Source organism: Pseudomonas sp. C5pp, from assembly GCF_000814065.1.
Lineage (GTDB): Bacteria > Pseudomonadota > Gammaproteobacteria > Pseudomonadales > Pseudomonadaceae > Aquipseudomonas > Aquipseudomonas asiatica.
The window spans coordinates 15,733-38,579 of sequence record NZ_JWLN01000002.1; the positions used below are offsets into that span (position 1 = coordinate 15,733).

Here is a 22,847-nt window from a genome sequence, read left to right on the forward strand (position 1 = left end):
AGATAACTGAATTCGCAAGCGATCCTCGTACCCTGTGGGAGCGGCTTTAGCCGCGAAGAATCCAACGCGGTGCATGGCACCGGCTACGCCGGTGTTCGCGGCTAAAGCCGCTCCCACAGGGGTCGCATGTCAAGGCTACTGCTGGTCGTTGTAGTGGAACTTGGGCATTTCCCAATGGAACCGAATCGCCAGCAACCGCACCAGGAACCCGCCAAACAAGGTCAGCAGCATCGCCTGCTCCGCCGGCACCTTGAAATACACGCACCCCAGGTAGAACCACGCCGCGGCAAACGACACGCTGGCGTACAGCTCGCGGCGGAACACCAAGGGAATGTCGTTGCAGAAGATATCCCGCAGGATCCCGCCGAATACCCCGGTGATCACCCCGCTGATCGACGCCACCAGCATGCCCTGCCCCATCTCCAGCGCAGTCATGCAGCCGATCAGGGTAAAGGCCACCAACCCCAGGGCATCGAGCACCAGGAACAACGAGCGCAGGCGGCGCATCATTGGCGCGATGAAGATGGTCAGCAGCGCCGCACAGCTGGTCAGCACCAGATATTCAGGATGCTTCACCCAGGTCAGCGGGTAATGCCCGAGAAGCACGTCACGCACCGAGCCGCCACCCAGGGCGGTGACGCAGGCAATCAGCACCACGCCGAACCAGTCCATGCCGCGGCGGCCTGCAGACAACGCGCCGGTCATGGCTTCGGCGGTGATGGCGATGAGGTAGAGCATCAACAACATGGTGCGGGGTCCGTGCGGGCGTGCGAGAAAGGCGCGCAGTCTAACCAGTTGCCCATGGCACCAAAAGAGGGCGCAGATACAATATCTGCGCCTTTTCGGCTCACACCTTGATGAAGTGCTCGCGATAGTGGCGCAGTTCGGCGATCGATTCGCGGATGTCGTCCAGCGCCAGGTGGGTGTTGCCCTTCTTGAAGCTGTCGCGCACATCAGGTGCCCAGCGTGCAGCCAGTTCCTTCAGGGTCGAAACATCGAGATTGCGGTAATGGAAGTAGTTTTCCAGGTTGCGCATGTGTCGGTACAGGAAACGGCGGTCCTGGCAGATGCTGTTGCCACAGATCGGGGACTTGCCTTTCGGTACCCACTGCTCGAGGAAGGCAATGGTCTGCGCCTCGGCTTCGGCCATGCCGACCTTGCTCTCGCGAACGCGCTGGGTCAGGCCCGAAGCGCCATGGGTGCGGGTGTTCCACTCGTCCATGCGCGCCAGCACTTCGTCACTGTGGTGGATGGCAATCACCGGCCCTTCGGCCAGGGTGTTCAGTTCGCTATCAGTGACGATGGTGGCCATCTCGATGATGACGTCGCTGTCCGGATCCAGGCCGGTCATTTCCAGGTCGATCCAGATCAGGTTCTGTGGGTTTTGCATGCGGGGGCTCCTCGTATAGGCCGTCATAGTAGCGTAGTGGCCAAGGCACGCCCATTCACAGTGCGAAGGTAAGCCAAATGGTCCGGCGCCTGGCGTGCTAAACTGCCTGCCGTTTTCAACCTGCCCCCACGCACGGAACCTTCATGGCCAAACGCCAGCTCAATCGCCGCCAGAACTGGCGCATCGAAAAAATCCAGAACGAGCGCGCCGCGCGTGCGGCCAAACGTGAACAGCACGTGCTGCAGGAACTGGAGGGTGGCGACCTTGGGCCAGAGCAGTTGGGCCTGGTGATTGCGCACTTCGGTGTGCAGGTAGAAGTGGAAGCCCAGGACGGCGAAGCCGCAGGCCAGGTGTTCCGTTGCCACTTGCGCGCCAACCTGCCGGCGCTGGTTACCGGCGACCGTGTGGTATGGCGGGCGGGCAACCAGGGCATTGGCGTGATCGTCGCGCAGATGCCGCGCAGCACCGAGCTGTGCCGGCCTAACAACCACGGCCAGCTGAAGCCGGTGGCGGCCAACGTCGACCTGATCGTGATCGTCTTTGCCCCCGCGCCCGAACCACACCCCAACCTGATCGACCGTTACCTGGTGGCCGCGGAGCACGCCGGCATTCGCCCGCTGCTGCTGCTGAACAAGGCCGACCTGATCAACGAAGAGAACGGCCCGGGCCTGCATGCGCTGCTGGAGGTTTACCGCGAGCTCGGCTACCCGCTGCTCGAGGTCTCGGCACATCACGGTGACGGCATGCAACGCCTGCAGCAGATGCTCGACGGCCACATCAGCGTGTTCGTCGGCCAGTCGGGGGTGGGCAAGTCGTCGCTGGTCAACAGCCTGCTGCCGGAGGCCGGCACCCGTGTCGGCGACCTGTCGGAATGGTCTGGCCAGGGTACCCACACCACCACCACCGCGCGGCTGTACCACTTCCCCAATGGTGGCGACCTGATCGACTCGCCGGGCATCCGCGAGTTCGGCCTGGGTCATGTCAGCCGCAGTGATGTGGAGGATGGTTTCATCGAGTTCCGCGACCTGTTCGGCACCTGCCGCTTCCGCGACTGCAAGCATGATCGCGAACCAGGCTGTGCGCTGCTCAAGGCGCTGGACGAGGGGCGTATAAAGCAGCAACGGATGAACAGCTACCGCTCGATCATTGCCAGTTTGCCGGAAGACGCTTACTGACCGCTTGCACCCCAGGTTCTGCACAAGACTCGAGGGCTACGCCAATCCTGTGGGAGCGGGCGTGCCCGCGAAGCAGGCACCTCGGTGGTTGGCACGGGCTTCGCCCGTGTTCGCGGGCAAGCCCGCTCCCACAGGGTACGCGCTGGCTTCAGCTACAGCGCGATCCTGCAAGGTTTACTGGTCCTTGGCCTCATCCATCTTCAGCGTCCCCTCTTCGAAGATGTTCAGCTTCTGGCGCAATTCACGCGGCTGCATGGGGGCCTGCCCGGCCTCCCCTGGCGCCGCCGGTGCCGCAGCGGCCGGCGGCGCGGGCTCGGCAGCCGGTGCTTCCGGCGCGCCCTGCTCGCCTTCGATATTGCGCTGGGCTTTTTTGGTCAGCACGATGATGTCGATGCGGCGGTTGACCGGGTTGAACGGGTCCTTGCGGTCGAACAGCGACGACGAGGCATAACCCACCACCCGCGCCACCTGGCCATCCGGGTAGCCGCCGGCCACCAGTGCACGGCGCGCGGCGTTGGCGCGGTTGGCCGACAATTCCCAGTTGCCGAACTCGCCACTGCCGGCATAGGGCTTGGCGTCGGTGTGGCCACTGATGCTGATCTTGTTCGGCACCGCCTTGATGGTGTCTGCCATCGCCAGCAGGATGTCCTCGAAGTACGGCTGCAGGCGCGCGCTGCCAATGTCGAACATCGGCCGGTTCTCGGCGTCCATGATCTGGATCCGCAGGCCGTCCTGGGTGATCTCGAACAGGATCTGGTCCTTGAACTTCTGCAGTTGCGGGTTCTCTTCCACCTTGTTCTGCAGTTCCTGCAGCAGCAACTCCAGACGCTCACGCTCGACCTGCTCGGCCATGGTCTCCACCTGGTCCTTGTCCAGCTGAATGCTGGTATCAGGCGTCGGCTCCGACTTGGCTTCGGGGTTGATGGTCTTTTCCGGCGCCAGCTGAGGCGAGCCGCCCAGGTCGATGACGTAGGGCGTTCCGCTTTCCGAGAAGCCGATCGGGTCCTTGAAGTAGCCGGCAATGGCGATCTTCTGTTCCGGGGTGGCCGTGGACAACAGCCACAGCACCAGGAAGAACGCCATCATCGCCGTGGCGAAGTCGGCGAAGGCGATTTTCCAGGCGCCGCCGTGGTGGCCGCCGCCAAAGCGCTTGACGCGCTTGACGATGATGGGCTGATTGTTCTCCATGACTCAGCGACCGCGAACCGCTTGTTCCAGTTCGGCGAAGCTTGGGCGGTGCTTGGGGTACAGCACCTTGCGCCCGAACTCGACCGCCAGCGAAGGCGGCATGCCCGAGGCCGAGGCCACCAGCGAAGCCTTGATCGATTCGTAGAGGTTCAGCTCTTCCTTGGCATCGTGCTCCAGGCACTTGGCCAACGGGCCGAAGAAACCGTAGGCCGCCAGAATACCGAAGAAGGTACCCACCAGTGCCGCACCCACATGGAGGCCGATGGAGGCCTGGTCGCCATCGCCGAGCGAGGCCATGGTCACCACGATACCCAGTACCGCCGCAACGATACCGAAGCCGGGCATGCCGTCGGCGATGCCGGTCACCGCATGGGACGGGTGCTCCAATTCTTCCTTCATGCTCAGCAGTTCCATGTCGAACAGGCCCTCGAGTTCGTGCGGGGCCATGTTGCCGGTGGACATGATGCGCAGATAGTCGCAGACGAACGCGGTCATGCGCTCATCGGCCAGCACCGTCGGGTACTTGGCGAAGATCGGGCTGGCGGCGGCATCCTCGATATCGGCCTCGATGGCCATCATGCCTTCGCGCCGGCTCTTGTTGAGAATTTCGTACACCAGGCCCAGCACTTCCAGGTAGAAGGCGTGAGTGAAGCGCGAGCCGAACATCTTCATCGACTTCTTGATGACGTGCATGGTCATGTGGCCAGGGTTGGCCTGCAGGAATGCACCAAAGGCCGCACCGCCGATGATCAGTACTTCGAACGGCTGGATCAGTGCCGCGATCTTGCCGTGGGAAAGCACGTATCCGCCGAGCACGCTCGCGAATACGACGATGATGCCGATAATTTTAGCCATAGGTTCAAAGCACTTGCTGTCGTGGTCAGGGGAAGAGACGGGAGCTTTAAAACTCTTCTTCTACTTATCGGCAGAACTGCGCCAGACTATAGCCACTCAATGCGAAAAGCCAGTTCGGACTGATGTCAAAATGCCAATTGAAACCAAGGTGCCCGCTCAGGCTCCACGTACGCTAGAGGCCTGGGTAAAGCTGCTCGAGAGTGTTCGCATCCCCGTGCCGAAGCACAGCTACGACCGGGTCATGGCCGCCATCCACGATAGCCGCCGCTCGCTGCGCGATATCGCCGAACTGATGCAGGATAGCCCGGCGCTGGTGCTGTCGGTGATGCGCGAAGCCAATCACCCCACCAATGCCAGCCTGGCCGAGCCCGCCGAAAGCCTGGAAGTCGCCCTCAACCGCCTGGGCCTGGAGCGCAGCGAACAGCTGCTCAAGCGCCTGCCAGCAGTGCCCGTCGAAGAGATCCCGCCGGTACTGTGCCAGTTCCAGCTGATCAGCCAGCACGCCTCGCAGCAGGCCAACGGCCTGTTCGCAAGCCGCCTGGCACGGCTGTGGCAGGAAATCCACTGGGGCAGCCTGTTGTTCCTGTCGCCACTCTGGCCGCTGGCGCTGGCCTACCCCAAGCTGCTCGATACCTGGGAGCTGCGGGTTATCCACAAGGGCGAAGACGCCGCCCATGTCGAGGAAGAACTGTTTGGCGTGCGCATCATGGAGCTGTGCCAGACCATGGCGGAGTACTGGCGCCTGCCACAATGGGTGACCCAGGGTTACCGCCTACTGCTGGAAGAGCGCGAACAACTGGCCCAGGTGCTCAGTATCGCCCGCGACCCGGACCTGCTCAGCCAGCAACACCGCCTGGACGCCGAGCCTGGCCTGCGCCGCTGGTTCAACCAGCCGGCCAACACCGTGCTGCTGGCAAACAACCTGGCCCTGGCGGCACAAGTGGGCTGGGACAACCCGCACCTGTTGCGCTGGCAGCTGCTGACCGCACTGTACCTGCAGACCTCGCTGGACGACGTGCAGCAGCAGGTGCACCAGCAGGCTGCGGCCAGCGCCCGCCGCCATGCCCAGCATGCCTTGTTCCACCCGGCCGAAGCGCTGATCTGGCCCTGGCACCAGCGCCGTCCGCACCCAGACATGCTGGCTCCGCCACCTCCCACAAGCGACGAACTGGCGCGCTGGCGCAAGCTGTGCCAAGACCTTCTGGCCCAGCCCAGCCCGTTCACCAACAGCGTGCACCTGGCCACGCAGGTTATCGAGGCCCTTCTGGCCTCTGGCATGCAGCGGATACTGCTGCTGAGCCTGGACAAGGCCAACGACCAGCTGCGCGTGCAGCAGATGGCCGGCCTGCCCAAGGAAGCCGGGGCGCTGGTACTGCCGGTGGCGCAGAACAAACTGCTGCAAAAGCTGCTGGCCAAGGCCGGGCAATTGCGTATCACCCCGGAAAACCACAGCCAGTTCTCGGCCCTGCTGCCGGCCCCGCTGCGTGCCTTGTTCCGCAGCGAGCACGTGCTGCTACGCTCGCTGGCGGTGGCGGACCAGGTGCTGATGCTGATGGTGGCTGACCAAGGCTGCCGGCCGCTGGCCGATATCAGCGTGCAAGCCTTCGGCAAGACCGCACAGTGCACCGAACGGGCGCTGTCGGTGTTTGCCAACCGCAAGGCCTGAGCCTTGCGCTACAATCGCCCCTCTTTCCACACTGGAGACCGTGGATGACTGACTTTTCCGGCCTGCCCCTGGTGATCGAAGCCGCGGACCTGCTGCCGCGCCTGGATTCGCCACAGCTGATCCTGGTCGACCTGAGCAGCGCCAACCGCTATGTCAGCGGGCATATCCCCGGCGCACGCTTTGTCGAAGGCAAGCGTACTCAGCTCGGCCAGCCGCCTGCGCCCGGCTTGCTGCCGGCCCAGGCCGATCTGGAGAAGCTGTTCAGTGAACTCGGCCACCGCGAGGATGCGGTGTATGTGGTGTACGACGATGAAGGTGGCGGCTGGGCCGGGCGCTTCATCTGGCTGCTCGATGTGATCGGCCACAAGCGCTATCACTACCTGAACGGCGGCATCCAGGCTTGGCCGGCCGACAAGCTCTCCACCGAAGCGCCCGCCAGAGCTAATACCCCCGTGCAGCTGCGCATCGACACGGCACCCACAGCCACCCGAGAGTACCTGCAAAGCCGCCTGGGCGCGGAAGATCTGGTCATCTGGGATGCTCGTGGCCCGCAGGAATTCCGCGGCGAGAAAGTACTGGCAGCCAGGGGCGGCCACATTCCCGGCGCGATCAACTTCGAGTGGACGTCCGGCATGGACCTCAATGACCACCTGCGCATACGCAAGGACATCGCCGAAGTCCTGCAGAAACTGGGCATCACTCCTGACAAGGAAGTCATTACCCACTGCCAATCCCACCGTCGCTCCGGTTTCACCTACCTGGTGGCCAAGGCCCTCGGCTATCCACGGGTCAAGGCCTACGCCGGCTCGTGGAGCGAATGGGGCAACCACCCGGACACGCCTGTAGAAGTCTAAGGAACCTGCATGAAATCCCGTTTGTTCATCATCAGCCAGTACCTGCTGCCGCACCACTTGCTGTCGCGGCTGGCCGGCTGCATAGCCGAGTGCCGCGTGCGCTGGTTCAAGAATGCCTTCACCGCCTGGTTCGCCAAGCGTTACCAGGTCAACATGAGCGAAGCGCTGGTCGAGGACCTGAGCGCCTACGAGCACTTCAATGCATTCTTCACCCGCGCCCTTAAGCCGGGTGCCCGCCCGCTGGACGAGACTCCGGGCGCCATCCTGTGCCCCGCCGACGGTGCCGTCAGCCAGCTTGGCCCGATCGAGCACGGCCGCATCTTCCAGGCCAAGGGCCACGGTTTCAGCGCGCAGGAGCTGCTGGGCGGTGACCCGGCCATGGCCGCGCCGTTCATGGGCGGCGAGTTCGCCACCATCTACCTGTCGCCCAAGGACTACCACCGCGTGCACATGCCGCTGGCCGGTACCCTGCGTGAAATGGTCTACGTGCCGGGCCGCCTGTTCTCGGTCAACCAGACCACTGCAGAGAACGTCCCCGAGCTGTTCGCCCGCAACGAGCGCGTGGTCTGCCTGTTCGATACCGAGCGCGGGCCGATGGCCGTGGTGCTGGTGGGCGCGATGATCGTCGCTTCGATCGAAACCGTGTGGGCCGGGCTGGTGACGCCACCCAAGCGTGAACTGAAGACCTTCCGCTACGACGAAGCCAGCCGTGCGCCGATCCACCTGGAGAAAGGTGCCGAACTAGGCCGCTTCAAGCTGGGGTCGACTGCTATCGTGCTGTTCGGGCCGGAGCAGGTGAAGTGGGCGGAGAACCTGGGGGCTGGTTCCGCGGTGCGCATGGGCCAGCAGTTGGCGGCGCCTGTGCAGGCTTGATTGCCTGATGGAACCTGGGGCCGCTTTGCGGCCCTTTCGCGACATAAGGCCGCTCCTACAGGAGATATGCGATTCCCTGTAGGAGCGGCCTTGTGTCGCGAAAGGGCTGCGAAGCAGCCCCAAATTTGCAGATCAGCCGCGCGCGTCGCGGTCACGCAGGCCCAGCAGATACAACACCCCATCCAGCCCTAGGGTAGAAATCGCCTGCTTGGCCGACTGGCGCACCAGCGGCTTGGCGCGGAACGCCACTCCCAGGCCGGCCAGCGACAGCATCGGCAGGTCGTTGGCACCGTCACCAACGGCAATGGTCTGCTCCAGCTGCAAGCCTTCTTCGCTGGCCAGCTTCTGCAGCAGCTCGGCCTTGCGCTGGGCATCGACGATCGGCTCCACAGCCACGCCGGTCACCTTGCCATCGACCACTTCCAGCTCGTTGGCGAACACATAGTCGATGCCCAGGCGCGCCTGCACCTGGCGGGCAAAGTAAGTGAAGCCACCGGACAGGATCGCCGTCTTGTAACCCAGGCGCTTGAGCTCGGCAAACAGATTCTCGGCACCTTCAGTCAGACGCAGCGACGCCCCGATCTCATCCAACACGCCCACATCCAGGCCCTTGAGCAGCGCCATGCGCTCCTTGAAGCTGGCGCGGAAGTCCAGCTCGCCGCGCATCGCGCGCTCGGTGATGGCGGCAACCTGCTCACCCACGCCAGCGGCCTTTGCCAGTTCGTCGATGACCTCGGCTTCGATCAGCGTCGAGTCCATGTCGAAGACCGCCAGGCGACGGTTGCGGCGGAACAGGTCGTCCTTCTGGAAGGCAATGTCGATGCTCAGCTCTTCGGCCAGGGCGAAGAAGTCGGCACGCAGAGCCTCGGCATCGCTCGGCACGCCGCGCACAGAGATCTCGATGGCCGCCTTGCCCTTGTCGGTCTCGGCATCCAGCGCCACACGGGCCGACAGGCGCTCGATGCGCTCGATGGTCAGGCCGTACCGGCTGATCACCGCACTCACCCGCTGCAGTTGCTCTGGAGTGATCTTGCGGCTGAGCAAGGTGACGATGTGGCGCGCCTCGCCCTGGCCATCGGCCCAGTGCTGGTAGTCCGCCTCGGAAATCGGCGTGTAGCGGGCCTGCAGGTTCAGTTCGTGGGCCTTGGCCTGCACGCTCTGCAGCAGGGAGGTGGCCACTTCGTTGTCCGGGATATCGACCAGGATGCCGAACGACAAGGTACCGTGCATGACTGCCAGGCCAATGTCGAGGATGCTCACACCGCCCTGCAGCAGGACGCCGGTGATAGCCGCAGTGAGACCGGGACGGTCCTCACCGGTGATGTTGATCAGGACGATTTCGCGCACAACCTGGCTCCGACTTCGATGAAAAATGCGCATTCTACCGATTTTCCGTGACCGTCGGGCGCCAACGATACTTTGCCGACAAAACCCGGCTCGCTATACTGCCCCACACTTTCATGCCATTAAGAGCCGAGCTCAGTGAACCGGCCCACGCCCGTCAAAGCAGACAACTTCTTCCTGATGATCTATCGCGCCCTGAGTCAACGTCGCGTGCCGCTGGCACTACGCATCGCCTGCACCAACATTTTCCTGGTGGCGCTGGCGTTGGTGATCTACGCCTGCGTGATGGGCCTGCAGTTCAAGCAGGCCATGCACGAGCAGGCCGATGCCCTGGGCCAGAGCCTGACCACCCAGACCGCCACCTCGGCGACCGAGTTGCTGGTGGCCAACGACATCCTCAGCCTCAACGTTCTGCTCGGCAACCTGGTGAAAAACCCACTGGTGGCCCATGCGGCGATCTACAGCGTGGACAACCGCATCCTCGCGGAAGCCGGCCAGCGCCCGCGCAACAGCCTGCTGGGCGAGGCCGAAGGCCTGTACCAGACCAAGATCACCTTCCAGGACGTGACCGCCGGGCAACTGCGCATCAGCCTGGACATGAGCCAGTTCCAGCAGCCGATGCTGATCAGTCTGCAGAGCATGGGCATCCTTGCCGCCATCCTGCTGGTGCTGGCGCTGACCCTGAGCCTGCGCCAGGGCCGCTTCATCACCCTGCCGTTGCTGCAGCTGCGGGTGTGGCTGCGCGACCCGCAACCCTATACCCCGGCCACCGACCGCCAGGACGAGATCGGCGACATCGCCCGCCAGCTGCACGCGCGCCTGGCCCCGCCGCCGCCACCTGAGCCGGAGCCCGAAGAAGAAGAAGAAGAAGAAGACGAGCAGTTCGACGACTTGCACGACGCTGCCCCGGCAGTCAAGGTCGCACCGCGCGCCAAGCTTGCCGCCCAGGCGGACGAGGATGACGATGAAGCCTTCGCCGGCCTGCTGGACGACGAAAGCGCGCCCAAGGTTGCCGTGGTCGAATCCGACGAGCCGCAGCACAGCGCCGTGCTTGCCGTGCAACTGGGCTCGCAGGAGCAGCTGCGTCGCCTGCCGCGCACGCGCCTGACCGAACTGACCGAGCGCTACCGCGATTGCCTGGAGCATGCCGCCTCACTCTACGACGGTGAAACTCACACGCTCAACGACGGCAGCACCCTGGTGCTGTTCCACAGCCGCGACTGCGGCGAGGACTACCTGACCAACGCCATCTGCTGCGGCGAGCTGTTGCGCGCCTTGGGCCATGCCCTGCAGATCGAGGTAGCGGACAGCGGCATTACCCTGCAGCTGCAGCTGGGCCTTGCCCTGGGTAACGACCTGCAAGGGCTGGAGCTGGTAGACCTGCTGATGGCCGAAAAGGCCCAGGACGCTCTGGCACTGTCGCAGCACAGTCGCAACTTGTTGCTGGTAGAACGGCAGATCAGCGATGACACGCTGATTCGCCAGCGCGCCCGCATTCGCCCGATTGCCAGCCCCGAGGGTGCCTGCTGCGTGGAGCGCCTGATGGAACCCTACCCGTCGATGCTGGAGCGGCAGTTGGCGCGGATGCACGAACGCCGGGCCTGATACCGGGCTGGCTTCTTCGCGGGTAAACCCGCTCCCACAGGGCCTGCACCAACCTGTGGGAGCGGGTTCACCCGCGAGAGACCAGCACATACAGTACAAAAACTGCAGATACGAAAAAGCCCGCAATGATGCGGGCTTTTTCGTATCTGGCAGTTAGATCAGAACCGGTAGACTTCCATATCGGTTCGAATCGGCGCAGCCATCGGGATCTTGGATTTCTCAGGCGTCTTCTTCACCTGCACCGGAGCAGCCGATTTTTTAGGCGACTCTTCGGCAATCGCCGGCTGGTTAGCCAGAGGCTTGACCGCTGTGCTCAGCTGTTCGGCCAGTTTCTGAAGCAACTGGCCCTGGGCCTGCACCTGCGACGCCTCGCTGCCCGCGTGTGGCTGTTCGAGGTGAACGATGCGGTTGTCACGCACATGGCCACGACGGTCCAACAGGCGCCACTGGGCATCCAGGACGGCCGGCTGGTCCTTGCCCGAGTCCAGGCGAGTGATCGACAGCAGCACTTGTACATCCGGGTTGAACCCGGCAGCCGCCGGGGCCAGCACCACGCGCTGGCTGTCCAGGCGCCAGGCGAGCTGGCGCACCAGCAGCTGGTCGATATCCGACGAAAGGCTGCCGGCCCAACGACCGTCGGTCGCCGAACTCAGGCTGCCATCGGCCTGACGCTGCAGGAACGTCTCACGTTGCAGGTAATCGGCAACCGATACCGGGCCGAGCACCACGGCCATGCCCGCACTCTGCGAAGGCTGGCCAGGATCACCACTGTCGAGCTGGTACAGGGCAACCGGCTGATGCATGGTGCACCCGCCAAGGCCCAGCAGGCCAGTCATCAACAGCGCAAATGGAAGGCGCAGAAATTTCATCATCCCATCCAGGCGGTCGCCAAAAGGCCAACCGCAGTGATACACATAAATTCAAACGGGCACACGGCCACGCCGGCACCGCAAGGGCCATATCATCCGCGAAATAACCGTCCGACTCCAGCATTTCTGCCCGGAACGACGCTGAAATTGCCGCTCCAGACATTTCAACCGCTTACGCCGGCACTTCCACCTGCAACCCATCGACCCGCTGGAACCCGCGTGGCAGCTTGCTGCCGCGCCGTCCGCGCTCGCCCTTGTAATGCTCCAGGTCGTCCGCTTTCAGAGATAGGGTACGCTTGCCGGCTTGCAATACAAGCGTCGCGCCATCTGCAATCACGGCCAGATCGGTAACAAATTCTTCACGGCTCGCCACACGGTCGCCCGGCACCCCGATAATCTTGTTGCCCTTGCCTTTGCCCAACTGAGGTAGGTCGCTGACCTTGAATACCAGCAGACGTCCTTCGGTGGTAACCGCCGCCAGCCAGTCCTGCTCGCGGTTGGCCACCGGCCGCGGGGTCATGACCTTGGCACCGTTGGGCAGGCTGAGCAAGCCCTTGCCGGCCTTGTTCTTGGCCTGCAGGTCTTCACCCTTGACCACGAAGCCATAGCCGGCGTCCGAAGCCACCACGTACAGCGCATCGTCGTCCGGCAACAGCACGCACTCGAAGGTGGCCCCCGGTGGGGGCGTCAGGCGGCCGGTCAGCGGTTCGCCCTGACCACGCGCCGACGGCAGGCTGTGAGCGGCCAGCGAGTAGCTGCGGCCAGTGGAGTCGATAAGCACGGCAAATTGGTTGGAGCGCCCGGCGGCTGCGGCCTTGAAGCCATCGCCGGCCTTGTACGACAGGCCGGTGGCATCAATGTCGTGGCCCTTGGCGCAGCGCACCCAGCCCTTCTCCGACAGCACAACGGTAACCGGCTCGGTCGGCATCAGCTCGTTTTCCGACAGCGCCTTGGCCTCGGCACGCTCGACGATCGGCGAGCGGCGGTCGTCGCCATAGGTTTCAGCATCCTTGATCAGCTCGCTGCGTACCAGCTTGCGCAGCTTGGCATCGCTGCCCAGCAGGGCGAGCAGCTTGGCCTGCTCCTTCAGCAATTCATCCTGCTCGCCGCGGATCTTCATCTCTTCCAGGCGTGCCAGCTGCCGCAGGCGGGTTTCGAGAATGTAGTCGGCCTGGATTTCGGTCAGGTCGAAACGGGCGATCAGGGCCTGCTTGGGCTGGTCTTCGGTACGGATGATGTGGATAACTTCATCCAGGTTGAGGAACGCGGTCAGCAAACCTTCCAACAGGTGCAAGCGCTTCTCCACCTTGTCCAGGCGGTGCTGCAGGCGGCGACGGACGGTAGCGGTACGGAACTCCAGCCATTCCAGCAGCAGCGCTCGCAGGTTCTTCAGCTGTGGCCGGCCGTCCAGGCCGATGATGTTGACGTTGACCCGGTAGCTGCTCTCCAGGTCGGTCGTGGCAAACAGGTGCTGCATCAGCTCATCGGCATCCACACGGTTGGAGCGCGGGATGATGACGATGCGGCACGGGTTCTCGTGGTCCGACTCGTCACGCAGGTCGGCGACCATAGGCAGCTTCTTGGCCTGCATCTGCGCAGCGATCTGCTCCAGCACCTTGGCCCCGGAGACCTGGTGCGGCAGCGCGGTGACGACGATGTCGCCATCCTCGACGCGGTAGACGCCGCGCATACGGATGGAGCCGCGACCGCTTTCGTACATCTTGAGGATTTCTGCCCGCGGTGTGACGATCTCGGCCTCGGTCGGGTAGTCCGGTCCCTGGATGTGCTCGCACAGCTGCTCGATGGTGGCCTTGGGCTCGTCGAGCAGGCGCACACAGGCCGTGGCCACTTCACGCAGGTTGTGCGGCGGTACGTCAGTGGCCATGCCCACGGCGATACCAGTGGTGCCGTTGAGCAGGATGTTGGGCAGGCGCGCAGGCAGCACGGCCGGCTCCTGCAGGGTGCCGTCGAAGTTTGGCACCCAGTCCACGGTGCCCTGGCCGACTTCGCTGAGCAGCACTTCGGCGTAGCGCGAAAGACGCGCTTCGGTATAACGCATGGCGGCGAACGACTTCGGATCGTCTGGCGCACCCCAGTTGCCCTGGCCGTCGACCAGGGTATAGCGGTAGCTGAACGGCTGGGCCATCAGCACCATGGCCTCGTAGCAGGCCGAGTCGCCGTGGGGGTGGAACTTGCCGAGCACGTCACCGACGGTACGCGCCGACTTCTTGTGCTTGGCATCGGCATCGAGCCCCAACTCGCTCATGGCGTAGACGATGCGTCGCTGCACCGGCTTCAGGCCATCGCCGATGTGCGGCAAGGCGCGGTCCATGATCACGTACATGGAGTAGTTGAGGTAGGCCTGTTCGGTGAAGTCAGCCAGCGAGCGGCGTTCTACGCCATCCAGGCTGAGTTCCAGTGAGTCGCTCATGCGGGCCTCGTCATTTCAGGTTCTGGCGCAGCAGCATGGTGCCGCCGCGCTGGGTAAATTCAAGTTGTTTCAGGGCACTCATGCCCAGCAATACGGTCTGCCCGTCCAGGCCCGGCACCACGATGGCGCGCACGTCCCGCAGGTGGATATCCCCCAGCTGCAGGCTGGCCAGGCGCGTGCGGTAGCCTTCGGTACGGCCGTTGGCGGTACTGAGCTGCACCGGGCTGCCACGCTCCAGGCCCAGCTCGCGGCCCAGCGCCTCCGGGATGGCCACGTCGGTGGCACCTGTGTCGAGCATGAAATGCACCACCTGGCCATTGATTGCGCCATCCATCACGAAGTGGCCCTGGCCGTTGCCCAGCAGGCGCACCTCGATAAAGCCTTCGCCATGCGACGACTGCACCTGGGCATTGGGGTTGCGCTGGCTGTCTTCCCATTGGCCGAAGAAACGCGTGGCAAGGAACAGCGCCGCCGCCCAGGCGACGATCATCAATACCTTGCCAGCCCGCTTGCCCGGTGCCTGGCTCATGGCTTGGCGCTCCATCCGCCTTCCGGCGCATCGAAGCGCCAGACGATCGGGCGTGCTTCGCCATCGGCGCGGGCGCCGTTGTTGTTGTCCACGCCTATCCAGGCGCCCTTGGCATCGATCACCAGGGCCTCGGCCAGACCGAACGGCTGCTGGTAGCGACGCGACTCGACCAGGGCATCGGCAGCGAACGACCAGCAGCGCTCGACCATGCCGCTGTCGGTATCCCGACGACAGACGCGGTAGGCATTGCGTTCGAGAGTGAACAGCTTGCCTTCGAACCAGGCCAGGTCGGCGAAGTCGCGCGACAGTGCCTGGGCATTGGGCATCTGTGCCGGTTGCATTTCGACCCCTGCCTCGCTCAGCAACACGCAGCTGCGGCCGCAGGTCCACACCGACTGCTGGCGCTCGATGGCCACCAGGCCACGGCGCTCGCGCTCGGCGGCCAGCCACAGGCGGTCACCCGCCGGGTTGATCGCCAGGCCTTCGAACAAGGCGTTGAAGTTCAGCAGCATGCCGCTGGCCCGGGCCTGACGAACCATGGCCGGGTCGATCTTCAACCAGTCCGCCTCGCCTTCCAGCGGCAGTTGCAGCACAGCGGCATGAGCTTCGCTGACCAGGTACAGGTTGCCCGCCTGGTCACAGCTGATGCCTTCGAAATCCAGCTCGCCACCACGAATATACGACGCCGCCCAGTTGCGCGACTTCAGGCCCCACGGCAGGCCACTTTCCGGCACCGCTGGCGGGGTGAAGGTGAGCGGCTGCGCGCGCCAGGTCGGGTTTTGCTGGTCGAAGCGGTAGATGCGGTCGTCGTCGCGGTCGGATACGCCCCACAGCCCGCCCCGGCATTCCACCAGGCCAGACAGGTTGCCACCGCGCATGCCTTCGATCGGGTGCTCGGCGCTCAGCTTCAACTCTGGCCAGTTGCCCGCCAGGCTCGGCAGGGCAACCAGCGCCAGGCAGGCAGCCAGAAGCCGCCGAATCAAACCATGACCTCGGCCAGGTTGCCCTTGGTTTCCAGCCAGCTCTTGCGGTCGCCCGCGCGCTTCTTGGCCAGCAGCTTGTCCATCAGCTCGCAGGTGGCCTGCACGTCGTCCAGGGTCAGTTGCACCAGGCGCCGGGTATTCGGGTCCATGGTGGTCTCGCGCAGCTGTGGCGGGTTCATCTCGCCCAGGCCCTTGAAGCGGGTGACCTGTGGCTTGCCGCGCTTCTTCTCGGCAACCAGACGATCGAGGATACCGTCACGCTCGGCCTCGTCGAGGGCGTAGTAGATTTCCTTGCCCAGGTCGATGCGGTACAGCGGCGGCATGGCCACGTACACATGCCCGGCCTCGACCAGGGCGCGGAAGTGCTGGACAAACAGTGCGCACAGCAGCGTGGCGATGTGCAGGCCGTCGGAGTCGGCGTCGGCGAGGATGCAGATCTTGCCGTAGCGCAGCTGCGCAAGGTCGGTGGCCCCCGGGTCGACGCCAATGGCCACGGCGATGTTGTGCACTTCCTGGCTGGCCAGGACTTCGCCACCATCCACTTCCCAAGTGTTGAGGATCTTGCCACGCAGCGGCAGGATCGCCTGGAATTCCTTGTCGCGAGCCTGCTTGGCCGAGCCACCGGCCGAGTCACCCTCGACCAGGAACAGTTCGGCGCGCATCGGGTCCTGGCCGGCGCAATCGGCCAGTTTGCCGGGAAGTGCCGGGCCCTGGGTTATGCGCTTGCGCTCGACCTTCTTGCTGGCCTTCAGGCGGCGCCCGGCGTTGCTGATGGCCAGCTCCGCCAGTTGCATGCCCAGCTCGGGGTGGGCGTTGAGCCACAGGCTGAACGCGTCCTTGACCACGCCGGAAACGAAGGCAGCCGCCTCGCGCGACGACAGGCGCTCCTTGGTCTGCCCGGAGAACTGCGGGTCCTGCATCTTCATCGACAGCACGAAGGTGATGCGCTCCCAGACGTCTTCCGGCGCCAGCTTCACGCCGCGCGGCAGCAGGTTGCGGAACTCGCAGAATTCACGCATGGCATCCAGCAGGCCCTGGCGCAGGCCGTTGACATGGGTGCCGCCTTGGGCAGTAGGGATCAGGTTGACGTAGCTTTCCTGGATGCTGTCGCCGCCTTCTGGCAGCCACAGCAAGGCCCAGTCCACCGCCTCCTTGTTACCGGCCAGGCTGCCGCAGAACGGCTCGTCGGGCAGGCGCTGGAACTCATTTACGGAATCGACCAGGTAGGAGCGCAGGCCGTCCTCGTAGTGCCATTCGACCTTCTCGCCGCTGGCCTTGTCCTCGAAGCTGACCAGCAGGCCCGGGCACAGCACGGCCTTGGCCTTGAGCACATGCTTGAGGCGGCTGATGGAGAATTTCGGCGAATCGAAGTACTTGGGGTCGGGGCTAAAGTACACGCTGGTGCCGGTATTGCGCTTGCCAACCGTGCCGACCACTTCCAGCTCGCTGGCCTTGAAGCCATCGGCGAAGGTCATCTGGTATTCGTTGCCGTCACGTTTGACGCGTACGCGCACCTGGGTCGACAGGGCGTTGACCACAGAGATGCCCACGCCGTGAAGGCCACCAGAGAACTGATAGTTCTTGTTGGAGAACTTGCCGCCGGCGTGCAGCTTGGTGAGGATCAGCTCGACCCCGGACACGCCCTCTTCCGGGTGGATGTCCACCGGCATGCCGCGGCCATCATCGCTGACTTCCAGCGAGTGGTCGGCATGGAGGATGACCTGCACCGAACGGGCGTGACCAGCCAGGGCTTCGTCGACACTGTTGTCGATGACTTCCTGGGCCAGGTGGTTGGGGCGGCTGGTATCGGTGTACATGCCCGGCCGCTTGCGGACCGGGTCAAGGCCCGAGAGGACTTCGATGGCGTCTGCGTTATAGGCGCTAGCGCTGGGAGTGGCCATAGGGTCTCGTCGTCAGTCTGGTGAATGCAAAAAAGTCAAAATACAGAAAAATCGAGCGCTGCGTACTGCCCACGGGCAATGCCGGCGAAGGCCAGCAGTGCTGGCAGGCGCTCGGCGAAGCCCTGGAAGCTGTGGTCGCCACCGGCCTGGATGCGCAGGGCACAAGCACGGTAATAGCGCTCGGCATGGCGATAGTCCAGGGTTTCATCGGCGGTCTGCAGCCACACTTGATAGCGGCTGGCATCCACCGGGGCTGGTACCTCAAGCTCGGCCAGGGCCTGCACATGATCGTGGGTCAGCTCCCACGCTTCACCGGTGTAGTGATTGTGCTGGGTGCCCAGGTAGCCGTCGAAATGCTTGTGCGGTGTTACCGCCGGGTTCACCAGCAAGGCCTTGAGGCCGTGGCGCTCGGCCAGATAGGTGGCATAGTAGCCGCCGAGCGAACTACCTACCAACAATGGTGCGCCCAGTTCGGCGATGGCAGCTTCGAGCTGGGCGATGGCCTGCCGTGGGTGGTGGTGCAAGGCGGGCACCCGCAGTTGGGCCGACAGGCCCAGTTGCTGCATCACGGCCTCGAGTTGGCGCGCCTTGGTCGAAAGTGGCGAGCTGTTGAAGCCATGGATATAGAGGATGGAACCCGACATGCTGCCCCCGGAATCTGTGGCTTCGCGCCCGGTGATATGGGCGCAGGGACGCGCAGTGTAGCGCGTTCGCCGGGTTTTGGCGCCGCACAGGGGTTTTAGCAACAAATTCTTCAACAGCTTTGGGAGTGCCGGGGGCGCTTTGCGCCCCTATCGCGACACAAGGCCGCTCCCACAGAAGATCGCGTACCCCTGTGGGAGCGGCCTGGTGTCGCGATAGGGCTGCGCAGCGGCCCCAAAATCCTCAATAACCAGGGCTATCGAAGTCGAGCTTCACTTCGAAGTCCAGCGCCCGCTCCACCCCGGTCTCCAACCGCCCGTCGGCGTGCAGGCGCAGCCAGCGGTATCCAGGCTGCTCCTCACTCACCTTGAAATCCTCGCTGCGCGCCGCGAACTGGATGCAGGTCGACGGAGTGGCCAGCAGGCGACGGCCGTCGCGCACTTCATCCCATTCCTGGTGCACATGCCCCCACAGCAGCGCCCGCACCTGTGGATAACCCTCGACGATATCGAACAGCGCCTGGGCATTGCGCAAGCCGATCGGCGCAATCCAGGCACAGCCGATATCCACCGGCTGATGGTGGAAGCACACCAGGCAATGCCGTTCACCCGCCTCTCGCAAGGCCGTTTCCAGCACTGCCAGCTGGTCATCCTCCAGCAGCCCATGCGTCGCCCCGGGTACGGCCGTGTTGAGCATGACGATGCGCCACGCACCGATATCGGTCACCGCCTGTACCAGCTCCGGTGCCACTTGCGCCATGACTCGGGCCTCGTCATGGTTGCCAGGCAACCAGCGGGTGGGCACGGCAAACGGTGCGGTCAGCTCACGGAATGCTTCATAGGACGCCACACTGGCGTCCTGGGACAGGTCGCCAGTGCACAGCAGCAGGTCGACAAGCGGTTGCTCCCGCCGCACCTGGGCCACTACATGGCGCAGGCTGTCACGGGTCTTGAGGCCCAGCATGCTGCCGGCCGGGTCGGCGAACAGGTGGGCATCGGTCAGTTGCACCACATGCACGGGGCGCGATTGGTCTGGCTGCGGCAACGGCCGTCTCCTCGAACGGATTCAGCGCGAATTATGGCTGTACAACGGGTGCGAGCAAACACCCGTACCCAAACCACGTCACAATTCAGCGAACGCTTGCCAGCTCGTGGCCACAGGCCAGGCAATGGCTCAGCCATTCACCGAGGAACAGGTTGAGCTGGGCCTTTTCGTCCGGCTGGTGCATGGCTTCGTTGGGGTAGGGGTATATGCTGCGCAGGCGTCGGGTGTGTTCGGCACTGACCACTTCGGCCATGCGCGCATCGTGGTACACCTGCACTTCCAGGTGCGGTACCGGCAACCACGGCAGGCTGTGCTCCTGGCGCACGTGCAGGGTGGTGGTGTACGGGCAGGCCAGCACCACGTCGAGCACCAGCACGCCAAGCATCTGGTCGCCCTGGGTCATGCCGATGCGGCGCGAGCTCTGGGTGGTGCGCATGTCGGGCAACAGGCGCATCAGCCGGGCGTAGTTGGCCTCGCAGGCTGCCTGCAGCCCGACCAGGTCGACCCGATAACGCTCGCGCAGCAGGTTCACTTCCACATACCTCGTACTTCATCACGGTTCAGCGCCAGCCATTGCAGGCCGATGATGGTCGCCGCGTTGCAAATGCGCCCGTCGCGCACCGCTTGCATGGCATCCTCGAACGACCACACGCGCACGCGAATGTCCTCGCCCTCTTCTTCCAGGCCATGCAGGCCGCCCGCCCCTTCACTGCTGCAACGGCCGAGGAACAAGTGAACGTATTCGTCACTGCCGCCGGGCGACGGGAAGTAACGGGTCATCGGCCACAGGGCGCTGAAGGCCAGGCCGGCTTCTTCTTCGGCTTCGCGGTGGGCGACTTCCTCGGGTTGTTCGTCCTTGTCGATAAGCCCTGCCACCATCTCGATCAGCCAGGGGTTGTCGACCTTGTCCAGTGCACCGACGCGGAACTGCTCGATCAGCACCACTTCATCGCGCAACGGGTCGTACGGCAGCACGCACACCGCATCATGGCGCACGAACAGTTCGCGGCTGATCTCGCGGCCCATGCCCCCGGCAAACAACTCGTGGCGCAGGCGTACCTTGTCGAGCTTGTAAAAGCCCTGGAAGCAGTTGGCCCGTTCAATGATTTCGAAGCCCTTGGGCACTGAGTTCAACGCGTCTGACATGGAAATCCTCATTACCTCGAATACCGCATCGCGCCATCCTACTCTGCACGCCTGCCGGTTTCACCCCTTTCCGGCAACCGTTCGCGCACTCGGGACAGCGCGCCTTCTCTCTGTTAGCTTAGTGGCGAACTGAAGGCCGCGCAGACGGTCAAAGGCCGACTTTTCCCTGTTCTGCAAGGATCCTCATGACACTTGTCAAACTGACTTCCGTGGCTGTGCTGGCCCTGGCCCTGGGTGCCTGCCAAAGCCTGTTCACGCCCAACTACCGGGCGCCGCTCGAGGTCAAGCGCGATGCCTGGGAGCATGTCAAACCCGGCTGCAGCGAAAGCGACTGCCCGCTGGTGAACATCGACATGATCCACTTCCCGGCCTTGCCCAAGCTCGATGGCATCGTCGAGAAACGCCTGCTGCAACTGACCGAAGACAACCAGCGCGGCAACGCACCGACCACCCTGCAAGCCTACGAGCAGCAGTACCTGGCCAGTGCCGACAAGCGCAACAGCAGCTACCTGCAGGCCAAGGTACGCGAGCAGCATGACGGACTGGTGATCATCGAATTGTCCAGCTACCTGGACAGCGGCGGCGCCCACGGCATGCCCGGGCGTGGCTTCATCAACTATTCGCGCAAGCTGGACAAGGTGCTGACCCTGCAGGACATGCTGGTGCCCGGCCAGGAAGACACCTTCTGGAAAACCGTCGAGGAATCGCACCGCGCCTGGCTGATCAGCGTAGGCATGGACAAGGATGCCGAGTTCATCAAGACCTGGCCGTTCAAGCAGTCGCCGCACGTCGCCCTGACGTACGGCGCGGTGGTGGTCAAGTACGAGGTCTATACCATCGCGCCCTACTCCATGGGCCACGTGGAGTTGAAGATCCCCTACCCGCGCCTGAATGGCGTGCTCAAGCCCGAGCTGTTTCCCGGCCGCGGCTGAAGCTCAGCAGCCCGTGCAGTAGCCCTGCCAGCAGCAATGCCGGCAGGGTCGCACCCAGGTCCGGCGCTTGCGCGGCGATCAGATGGTACGCGGCAACGCCCACCGCCCAGGCCAGCAGTGCCTGCCAGTGCAAGCCATGCACCTGTGCTGGCAAGCGGCGGCGACGGATCACGTAATGGTCCATCAATACCACACCGAACAGCGGTGCAAACACCGAGCCGATCAGCAGCAGGAAGTTCTCGTACTGTGCCAGTGGCGCCAGCAAGGCGATCAGCGTGCACAGCACGCCAATGGCCAGCGCCAGGTGCTCGACCTTCAGGCGCACCAGCACGCCGGTGGAAACGGCCGCCGAGTGAATGTCGGCAAAAGCCTTTTCCGACTCGTCCAGCAGAATCAGCAGCAGTGGAATGCCCATGCCGGCGCCCGCCAGGGCCAGCAGCAGGGCGTTGGCTTCGCCACTGTCGGCAAAGGCCAGGGTGTAACCCACGCCCAGGCTCATCAGCCAGGTGTTGCCGATGAAGTAACCCAGCACCGTACCACCGAATACATGTTTGCCGTTACGGGCAAAACGCGAGTAGTCGGCGATCAGCGGCAACCAGGACAGCGGCATGGCGATGGCGATGTCGAAACCCACAGCCAGCGACATCGATCCGTCGCCGGCGCGGTTCCACAGTGCCGCAAGGTCAGCCTTGGCGAACAGGTTCCAGGTCAGCCACAGGCAAGCGCCCAGCAGCAGCCAGATACCCCAAGTGCGCAGCACCTTGCGCACGAACGCCAGCGGCCCACCGACTGCGAGCAAGGTGGCCAGGGCGCCGAAGCACAGGGTCCAGAGCACAGGGCTGTTCCAGGCGCTGGCTTCGCCGAACGCCCGCGTGCCCAGCAGGCTGGCGGCATCGCGCATGACGATGATCTCGAACGCGCCCCAGCCCACCAGTTGCAGCAGGTTGAGCAGCGCCGGCAAGCGAGCGCCATGGCCACCCAGGCTCAGTTTCAGCGTGCCCATGGCCGACAGGCCGGTATCGCTGCCGATGACACCGGCAGCCCCCAGCAGCAGCACACCCACACCGGTGCCCAGGGCGACGGCCAGCACCGCGCCAGCAAGGCCCAGGCCAGGGGCCAGCATGGCGCCGACCTGCAGCACCATCAGGCCGATGCCGAGGGAGAACCATAGCGAGAACAGGTCGCGGGCGCCGAAGATGCGCTGGGCGGTGGGTACCGGGTGGTCGGGGGAGAATTGGCTGGGGGTGGTCATGCTTTGACACTCGGCAAGGTATTGGATTGGACGCGATCGCTGTAGGAGCGGCCTTGTGTCGCGAAAGGGCCGCAAAGCGGCCCCAGGTTTTCAGCTTCGCGGCTGAAATTTCCGGGGCCGCTTCGTGGCCCATCGCGACACAAGGCCGCTCCTACAGGGGTCAGCGCT

General features: G+C 64.1%; 21 protein-coding genes. 6 read left to right on the forward strand and 15 right to left on the reverse strand.

The window, feature by feature from the left end:
- Positions 1-135: 135 nt before the first annotated feature.
- Positions 136-747, reverse strand: coding sequence for a trimeric intracellular cation channel family protein (locus RR51_RS01670; protein ID WP_013974442.1), 612 nt, complete (start codon positions 745-747; stop codon positions 136-138).
- Positions 748-847: 100 nt separating this feature from the next.
- On the reverse strand, positions 848-1,390 hold the full coding sequence (orn, locus tag RR51_RS01675; RefSeq protein WP_003258152.1) for an oligoribonuclease: 543 nt from the start codon (positions 1,388-1,390) through the stop codon (positions 848-850).
- Positions 1,391-1,533: 143 nt separating this feature from the next.
- Between orn and rsgA the strand changes: the two genes are divergently transcribed.
- Positions 1,534-2,565: a small ribosomal subunit biogenesis GTPase RsgA gene (gene rsgA / locus RR51_RS01680; RefSeq protein ID WP_013974444.1), complete on the forward strand. Its 1,032-nt coding sequence runs from the start codon at positions 1,534-1,536 to the stop codon at positions 2,563-2,565.
- A 174-nt stretch (positions 2,566-2,739) separates the two neighbouring features.
- On the opposite strand, the gene motB is transcribed toward rsgA, so the two are convergent.
- Together motB and motA are read right to left on the reverse strand one after the other, a co-directional pair.
- Entirely contained in the window at positions 2,740-3,753 is a 1,014-nt protein-coding gene (gene motB, locus RR51_RS01685) for a flagellar motor protein MotB (RefSeq protein WP_013974445.1), read from the reverse strand.
- Between the two features lie 3 nt (positions 3,754-3,756).
- Positions 3,757-4,608, reverse strand: a complete 852-nt coding sequence (gene motA, locus RR51_RS01690) for a flagellar motor stator protein MotA (protein WP_015272014.1) — start codon at positions 4,606-4,608, stop codon at positions 3,757-3,759.
- Positions 4,609-4,738: 130 nt separating this feature from the next.
- Between motA and RR51_RS01695 the strand changes: the two genes are divergently transcribed.
- From RR51_RS01695 to asd, 3 genes are read left to right on the forward strand one after another with little or no spacing between them, the layout of a single operon-like run.
- Positions 4,739-6,274, forward strand: a complete 1,536-nt coding sequence (locus RR51_RS01695) for an HDOD domain-containing protein (RefSeq protein ID WP_039612443.1) — start codon at positions 4,739-4,741, stop codon at positions 6,272-6,274.
- Between the two features lie 44 nt (positions 6,275-6,318).
- Positions 6,319-7,128 (forward strand): rhodanese-like domain-containing protein, encoded by an 810-nt coding sequence (locus RR51_RS01700; protein WP_039612444.1) that lies wholly within the window; start codon positions 6,319-6,321, stop codon positions 7,126-7,128.
- A gap of 9 nt (positions 7,129-7,137) precedes the next feature.
- Positions 7,138-8,001 carry an archaetidylserine decarboxylase gene (gene asd / locus RR51_RS01705; protein ID WP_013974449.1) on the forward strand — a complete coding sequence of 288 codons (864 nt, stop codon included), beginning with the start codon at positions 7,138-7,140 and terminating at the stop codon, positions 7,999-8,001.
- A 132-nt stretch (positions 8,002-8,133) separates the two neighbouring features.
- On the opposite strand, the gene serB is transcribed toward asd, so the two are convergent.
- Positions 8,134-9,348: a phosphoserine phosphatase SerB gene (gene serB, locus RR51_RS01710; RefSeq protein ID WP_015272016.1), complete on the reverse strand. Its 1,215-nt coding sequence runs from the start codon at positions 9,346-9,348 to the stop codon at positions 8,134-8,136.
- Positions 9,349-9,483: 135 nt separating this feature from the next.
- Between serB and RR51_RS01715 the strand changes: the two genes are divergently transcribed.
- Positions 9,484-10,950 (forward strand): AhpA/YtjB family protein, encoded by a 1,467-nt coding sequence (locus tag RR51_RS01715; protein ID WP_039612445.1) that lies wholly within the window; start codon positions 9,484-9,486, stop codon positions 10,948-10,950.
- A 158-nt stretch (positions 10,951-11,108) separates the two neighbouring features.
- On the opposite strand, the gene RR51_RS01720 is transcribed toward RR51_RS01715, so the two are convergent.
- From RR51_RS01720 to RR51_RS01760, 9 genes are all read right to left on the reverse strand, one after another.
- On the reverse strand, positions 11,109-11,819 hold the full coding sequence (locus tag RR51_RS01720) for a PqiC family protein (RefSeq protein WP_031324184.1): 711 nt from the start codon (positions 11,817-11,819) through the stop codon (positions 11,109-11,111).
- A 172-nt stretch (positions 11,820-11,991) separates the two neighbouring features.
- Positions 11,992-14,250, reverse strand: coding sequence for a DNA topoisomerase IV subunit A (gene parC, locus RR51_RS01725; protein WP_039612446.1), 2,259 nt, complete (start codon positions 14,248-14,250; stop codon positions 11,992-11,994).
- A gap of 10 nt (positions 14,251-14,260) precedes the next feature.
- The gene (locus tag RR51_RS01730) at positions 14,261-14,779 is read right to left on the reverse strand and encodes a retropepsin-like aspartic protease family protein (RefSeq protein ID WP_039612563.1); all 519 of its coding nucleotides are present in this window, start codon (positions 14,777-14,779) and stop codon (positions 14,261-14,263) included.
- Positions 14,776-15,762: an esterase-like activity of phytase family protein gene (locus RR51_RS01735; protein ID WP_013974455.1), complete on the reverse strand. Its 987-nt coding sequence runs from the start codon at positions 15,760-15,762 to the stop codon at positions 14,776-14,778. Before RR51_RS01735 ends, RR51_RS01730 begins: the two co-directional genes overlap by 4 nt.
- On the reverse strand, positions 15,759-17,663 hold the full coding sequence (gene parE, locus RR51_RS01740) for a DNA topoisomerase IV subunit B (protein WP_003258137.1): 1,905 nt from the start codon (positions 17,661-17,663) through the stop codon (positions 15,759-15,761). Before parE ends, RR51_RS01735 begins: the two co-directional genes overlap by 4 nt.
- A gap of 35 nt (positions 17,664-17,698) precedes the next feature.
- The gene (locus RR51_RS01745) at positions 17,699-18,307 is read right to left on the reverse strand and encodes a YqiA/YcfP family alpha/beta fold hydrolase (RefSeq protein ID WP_003258136.1); all 609 of its coding nucleotides are present in this window, start codon (positions 18,305-18,307) and stop codon (positions 17,699-17,701) included.
- Positions 18,308-18,548: 241 nt separating this feature from the next.
- Positions 18,549-19,349 (reverse strand): 3',5'-cyclic-AMP phosphodiesterase, encoded by an 801-nt coding sequence (gene cpdA, locus RR51_RS01750; protein ID WP_039612447.1) that lies wholly within the window; start codon positions 19,347-19,349, stop codon positions 18,549-18,551.
- A gap of 85 nt (positions 19,350-19,434) precedes the next feature.
- Positions 19,435-19,887, reverse strand: coding sequence for a DUF1249 domain-containing protein (locus RR51_RS01755; RefSeq protein WP_016501905.1), 453 nt, complete (start codon positions 19,885-19,887; stop codon positions 19,435-19,437).
- Positions 19,878-20,495, reverse strand: coding sequence for an NUDIX domain-containing protein (locus tag RR51_RS01760; RefSeq protein WP_039612448.1), 618 nt, complete (start codon positions 20,493-20,495; stop codon positions 19,878-19,880). Before RR51_RS01760 ends, RR51_RS01755 begins: the two co-directional genes overlap by 10 nt.
- A gap of 185 nt (positions 20,496-20,680) precedes the next feature.
- Here RR51_RS01760 and RR51_RS01765 point away from each other — a divergent pair, with 185 nt between their 5' ends.
- A complete protein-coding gene (locus RR51_RS01765; RefSeq protein ID WP_039612449.1) occupies positions 20,681-21,427 on the forward strand; it encodes an RsiV family protein in 747 nt (248 codons plus the stop codon).
- On the opposite strand, the gene cytX is transcribed toward RR51_RS01765, so the two are convergent.
- Entirely contained in the window at positions 21,396-22,679 is a 1,284-nt protein-coding gene (gene cytX / locus RR51_RS01770; RefSeq protein ID WP_039612450.1) for a putative hydroxymethylpyrimidine transporter CytX, read from the reverse strand. The two genes, RR51_RS01765 and cytX, sit on opposite strands and share 32 nt — an antisense overlap.
- Positions 22,680-22,847 lie beyond the last annotated feature (168 nt).

Coding starts and splice junctions, on each gene's coding strand:
- RR51_RS01760 (WP_039612448.1), bottom strand. CDS start 20,495: ATGTCAGACGCGTTGAACTCAGTGCCCAAGGGCTTCGAAATCATTGAA.
- motB (WP_013974445.1), bottom strand. CDS start 3,753: ATGGAGAACAATCAGCCCATCATCGTCAAGCGCGTCAAGCGCTTTGGC.
- RR51_RS01765 (WP_039612449.1), top strand. CDS start 20,681: ATGACACTTGTCAAACTGACTTCCGTGGCTGTGCTGGCCCTGGCCCTG.
- asd (WP_013974449.1), top strand. CDS start 7,138: ATGAAATCCCGTTTGTTCATCATCAGCCAGTACCTGCTGCCGCACCAC.
- RR51_RS01720 (WP_031324184.1), bottom strand. CDS start 11,819: ATGAAATTTCTGCGCCTTCCATTTGCGCTGTTGATGACTGGCCTGCTG.
- RR51_RS01670 (WP_013974442.1), bottom strand. CDS start 747: ATGTTGTTGATGCTCTACCTCATCGCCATCACCGCCGAAGCCATGACC.
- rsgA (WP_013974444.1), top strand. CDS start 1,534: ATGGCCAAACGCCAGCTCAATCGCCGCCAGAACTGGCGCATCGAAAAA.
- orn (WP_003258152.1), bottom strand. CDS start 1,390: ATGCAAAACCCACAGAACCTGATCTGGATCGACCTGGAAATGACCGGC.
- cytX (WP_039612450.1), bottom strand. CDS start 22,679: ATGACCACCCCCAGCCAATTCTCCCCCGACCACCCGGTACCCACCGCC.
- parE (WP_003258137.1), bottom strand. CDS start 17,663: ATGGCCACTCCCAGCGCTAGCGCCTATAACGCAGACGCCATCGAAGTC.
- RR51_RS01730 (WP_039612563.1), bottom strand. CDS start 14,779: ATGAGCCAGGCACCGGGCAAGCGGGCTGGCAAGGTATTGATGATCGTC.
- RR51_RS01695 (WP_039612443.1), top strand. CDS start 4,739: ATGCCAATTGAAACCAAGGTGCCCGCTCAGGCTCCACGTACGCTAGAG.
- RR51_RS01700 (WP_039612444.1), top strand. CDS start 6,319: ATGACTGACTTTTCCGGCCTGCCCCTGGTGATCGAAGCCGCGGACCTG.
- parC (WP_039612446.1), bottom strand. CDS start 14,250: ATGAGCGACTCACTGGAACTCAGCCTGGATGGCGTAGAACGCCGCTCG.
- motA (WP_015272014.1), bottom strand. CDS start 4,608: ATGGCTAAAATTATCGGCATCATCGTCGTATTCGCGAGCGTGCTCGGC.
- RR51_RS01745 (WP_003258136.1), bottom strand. CDS start 18,307: ATGTCGGGTTCCATCCTCTATATCCATGGCTTCAACAGCTCGCCACTT.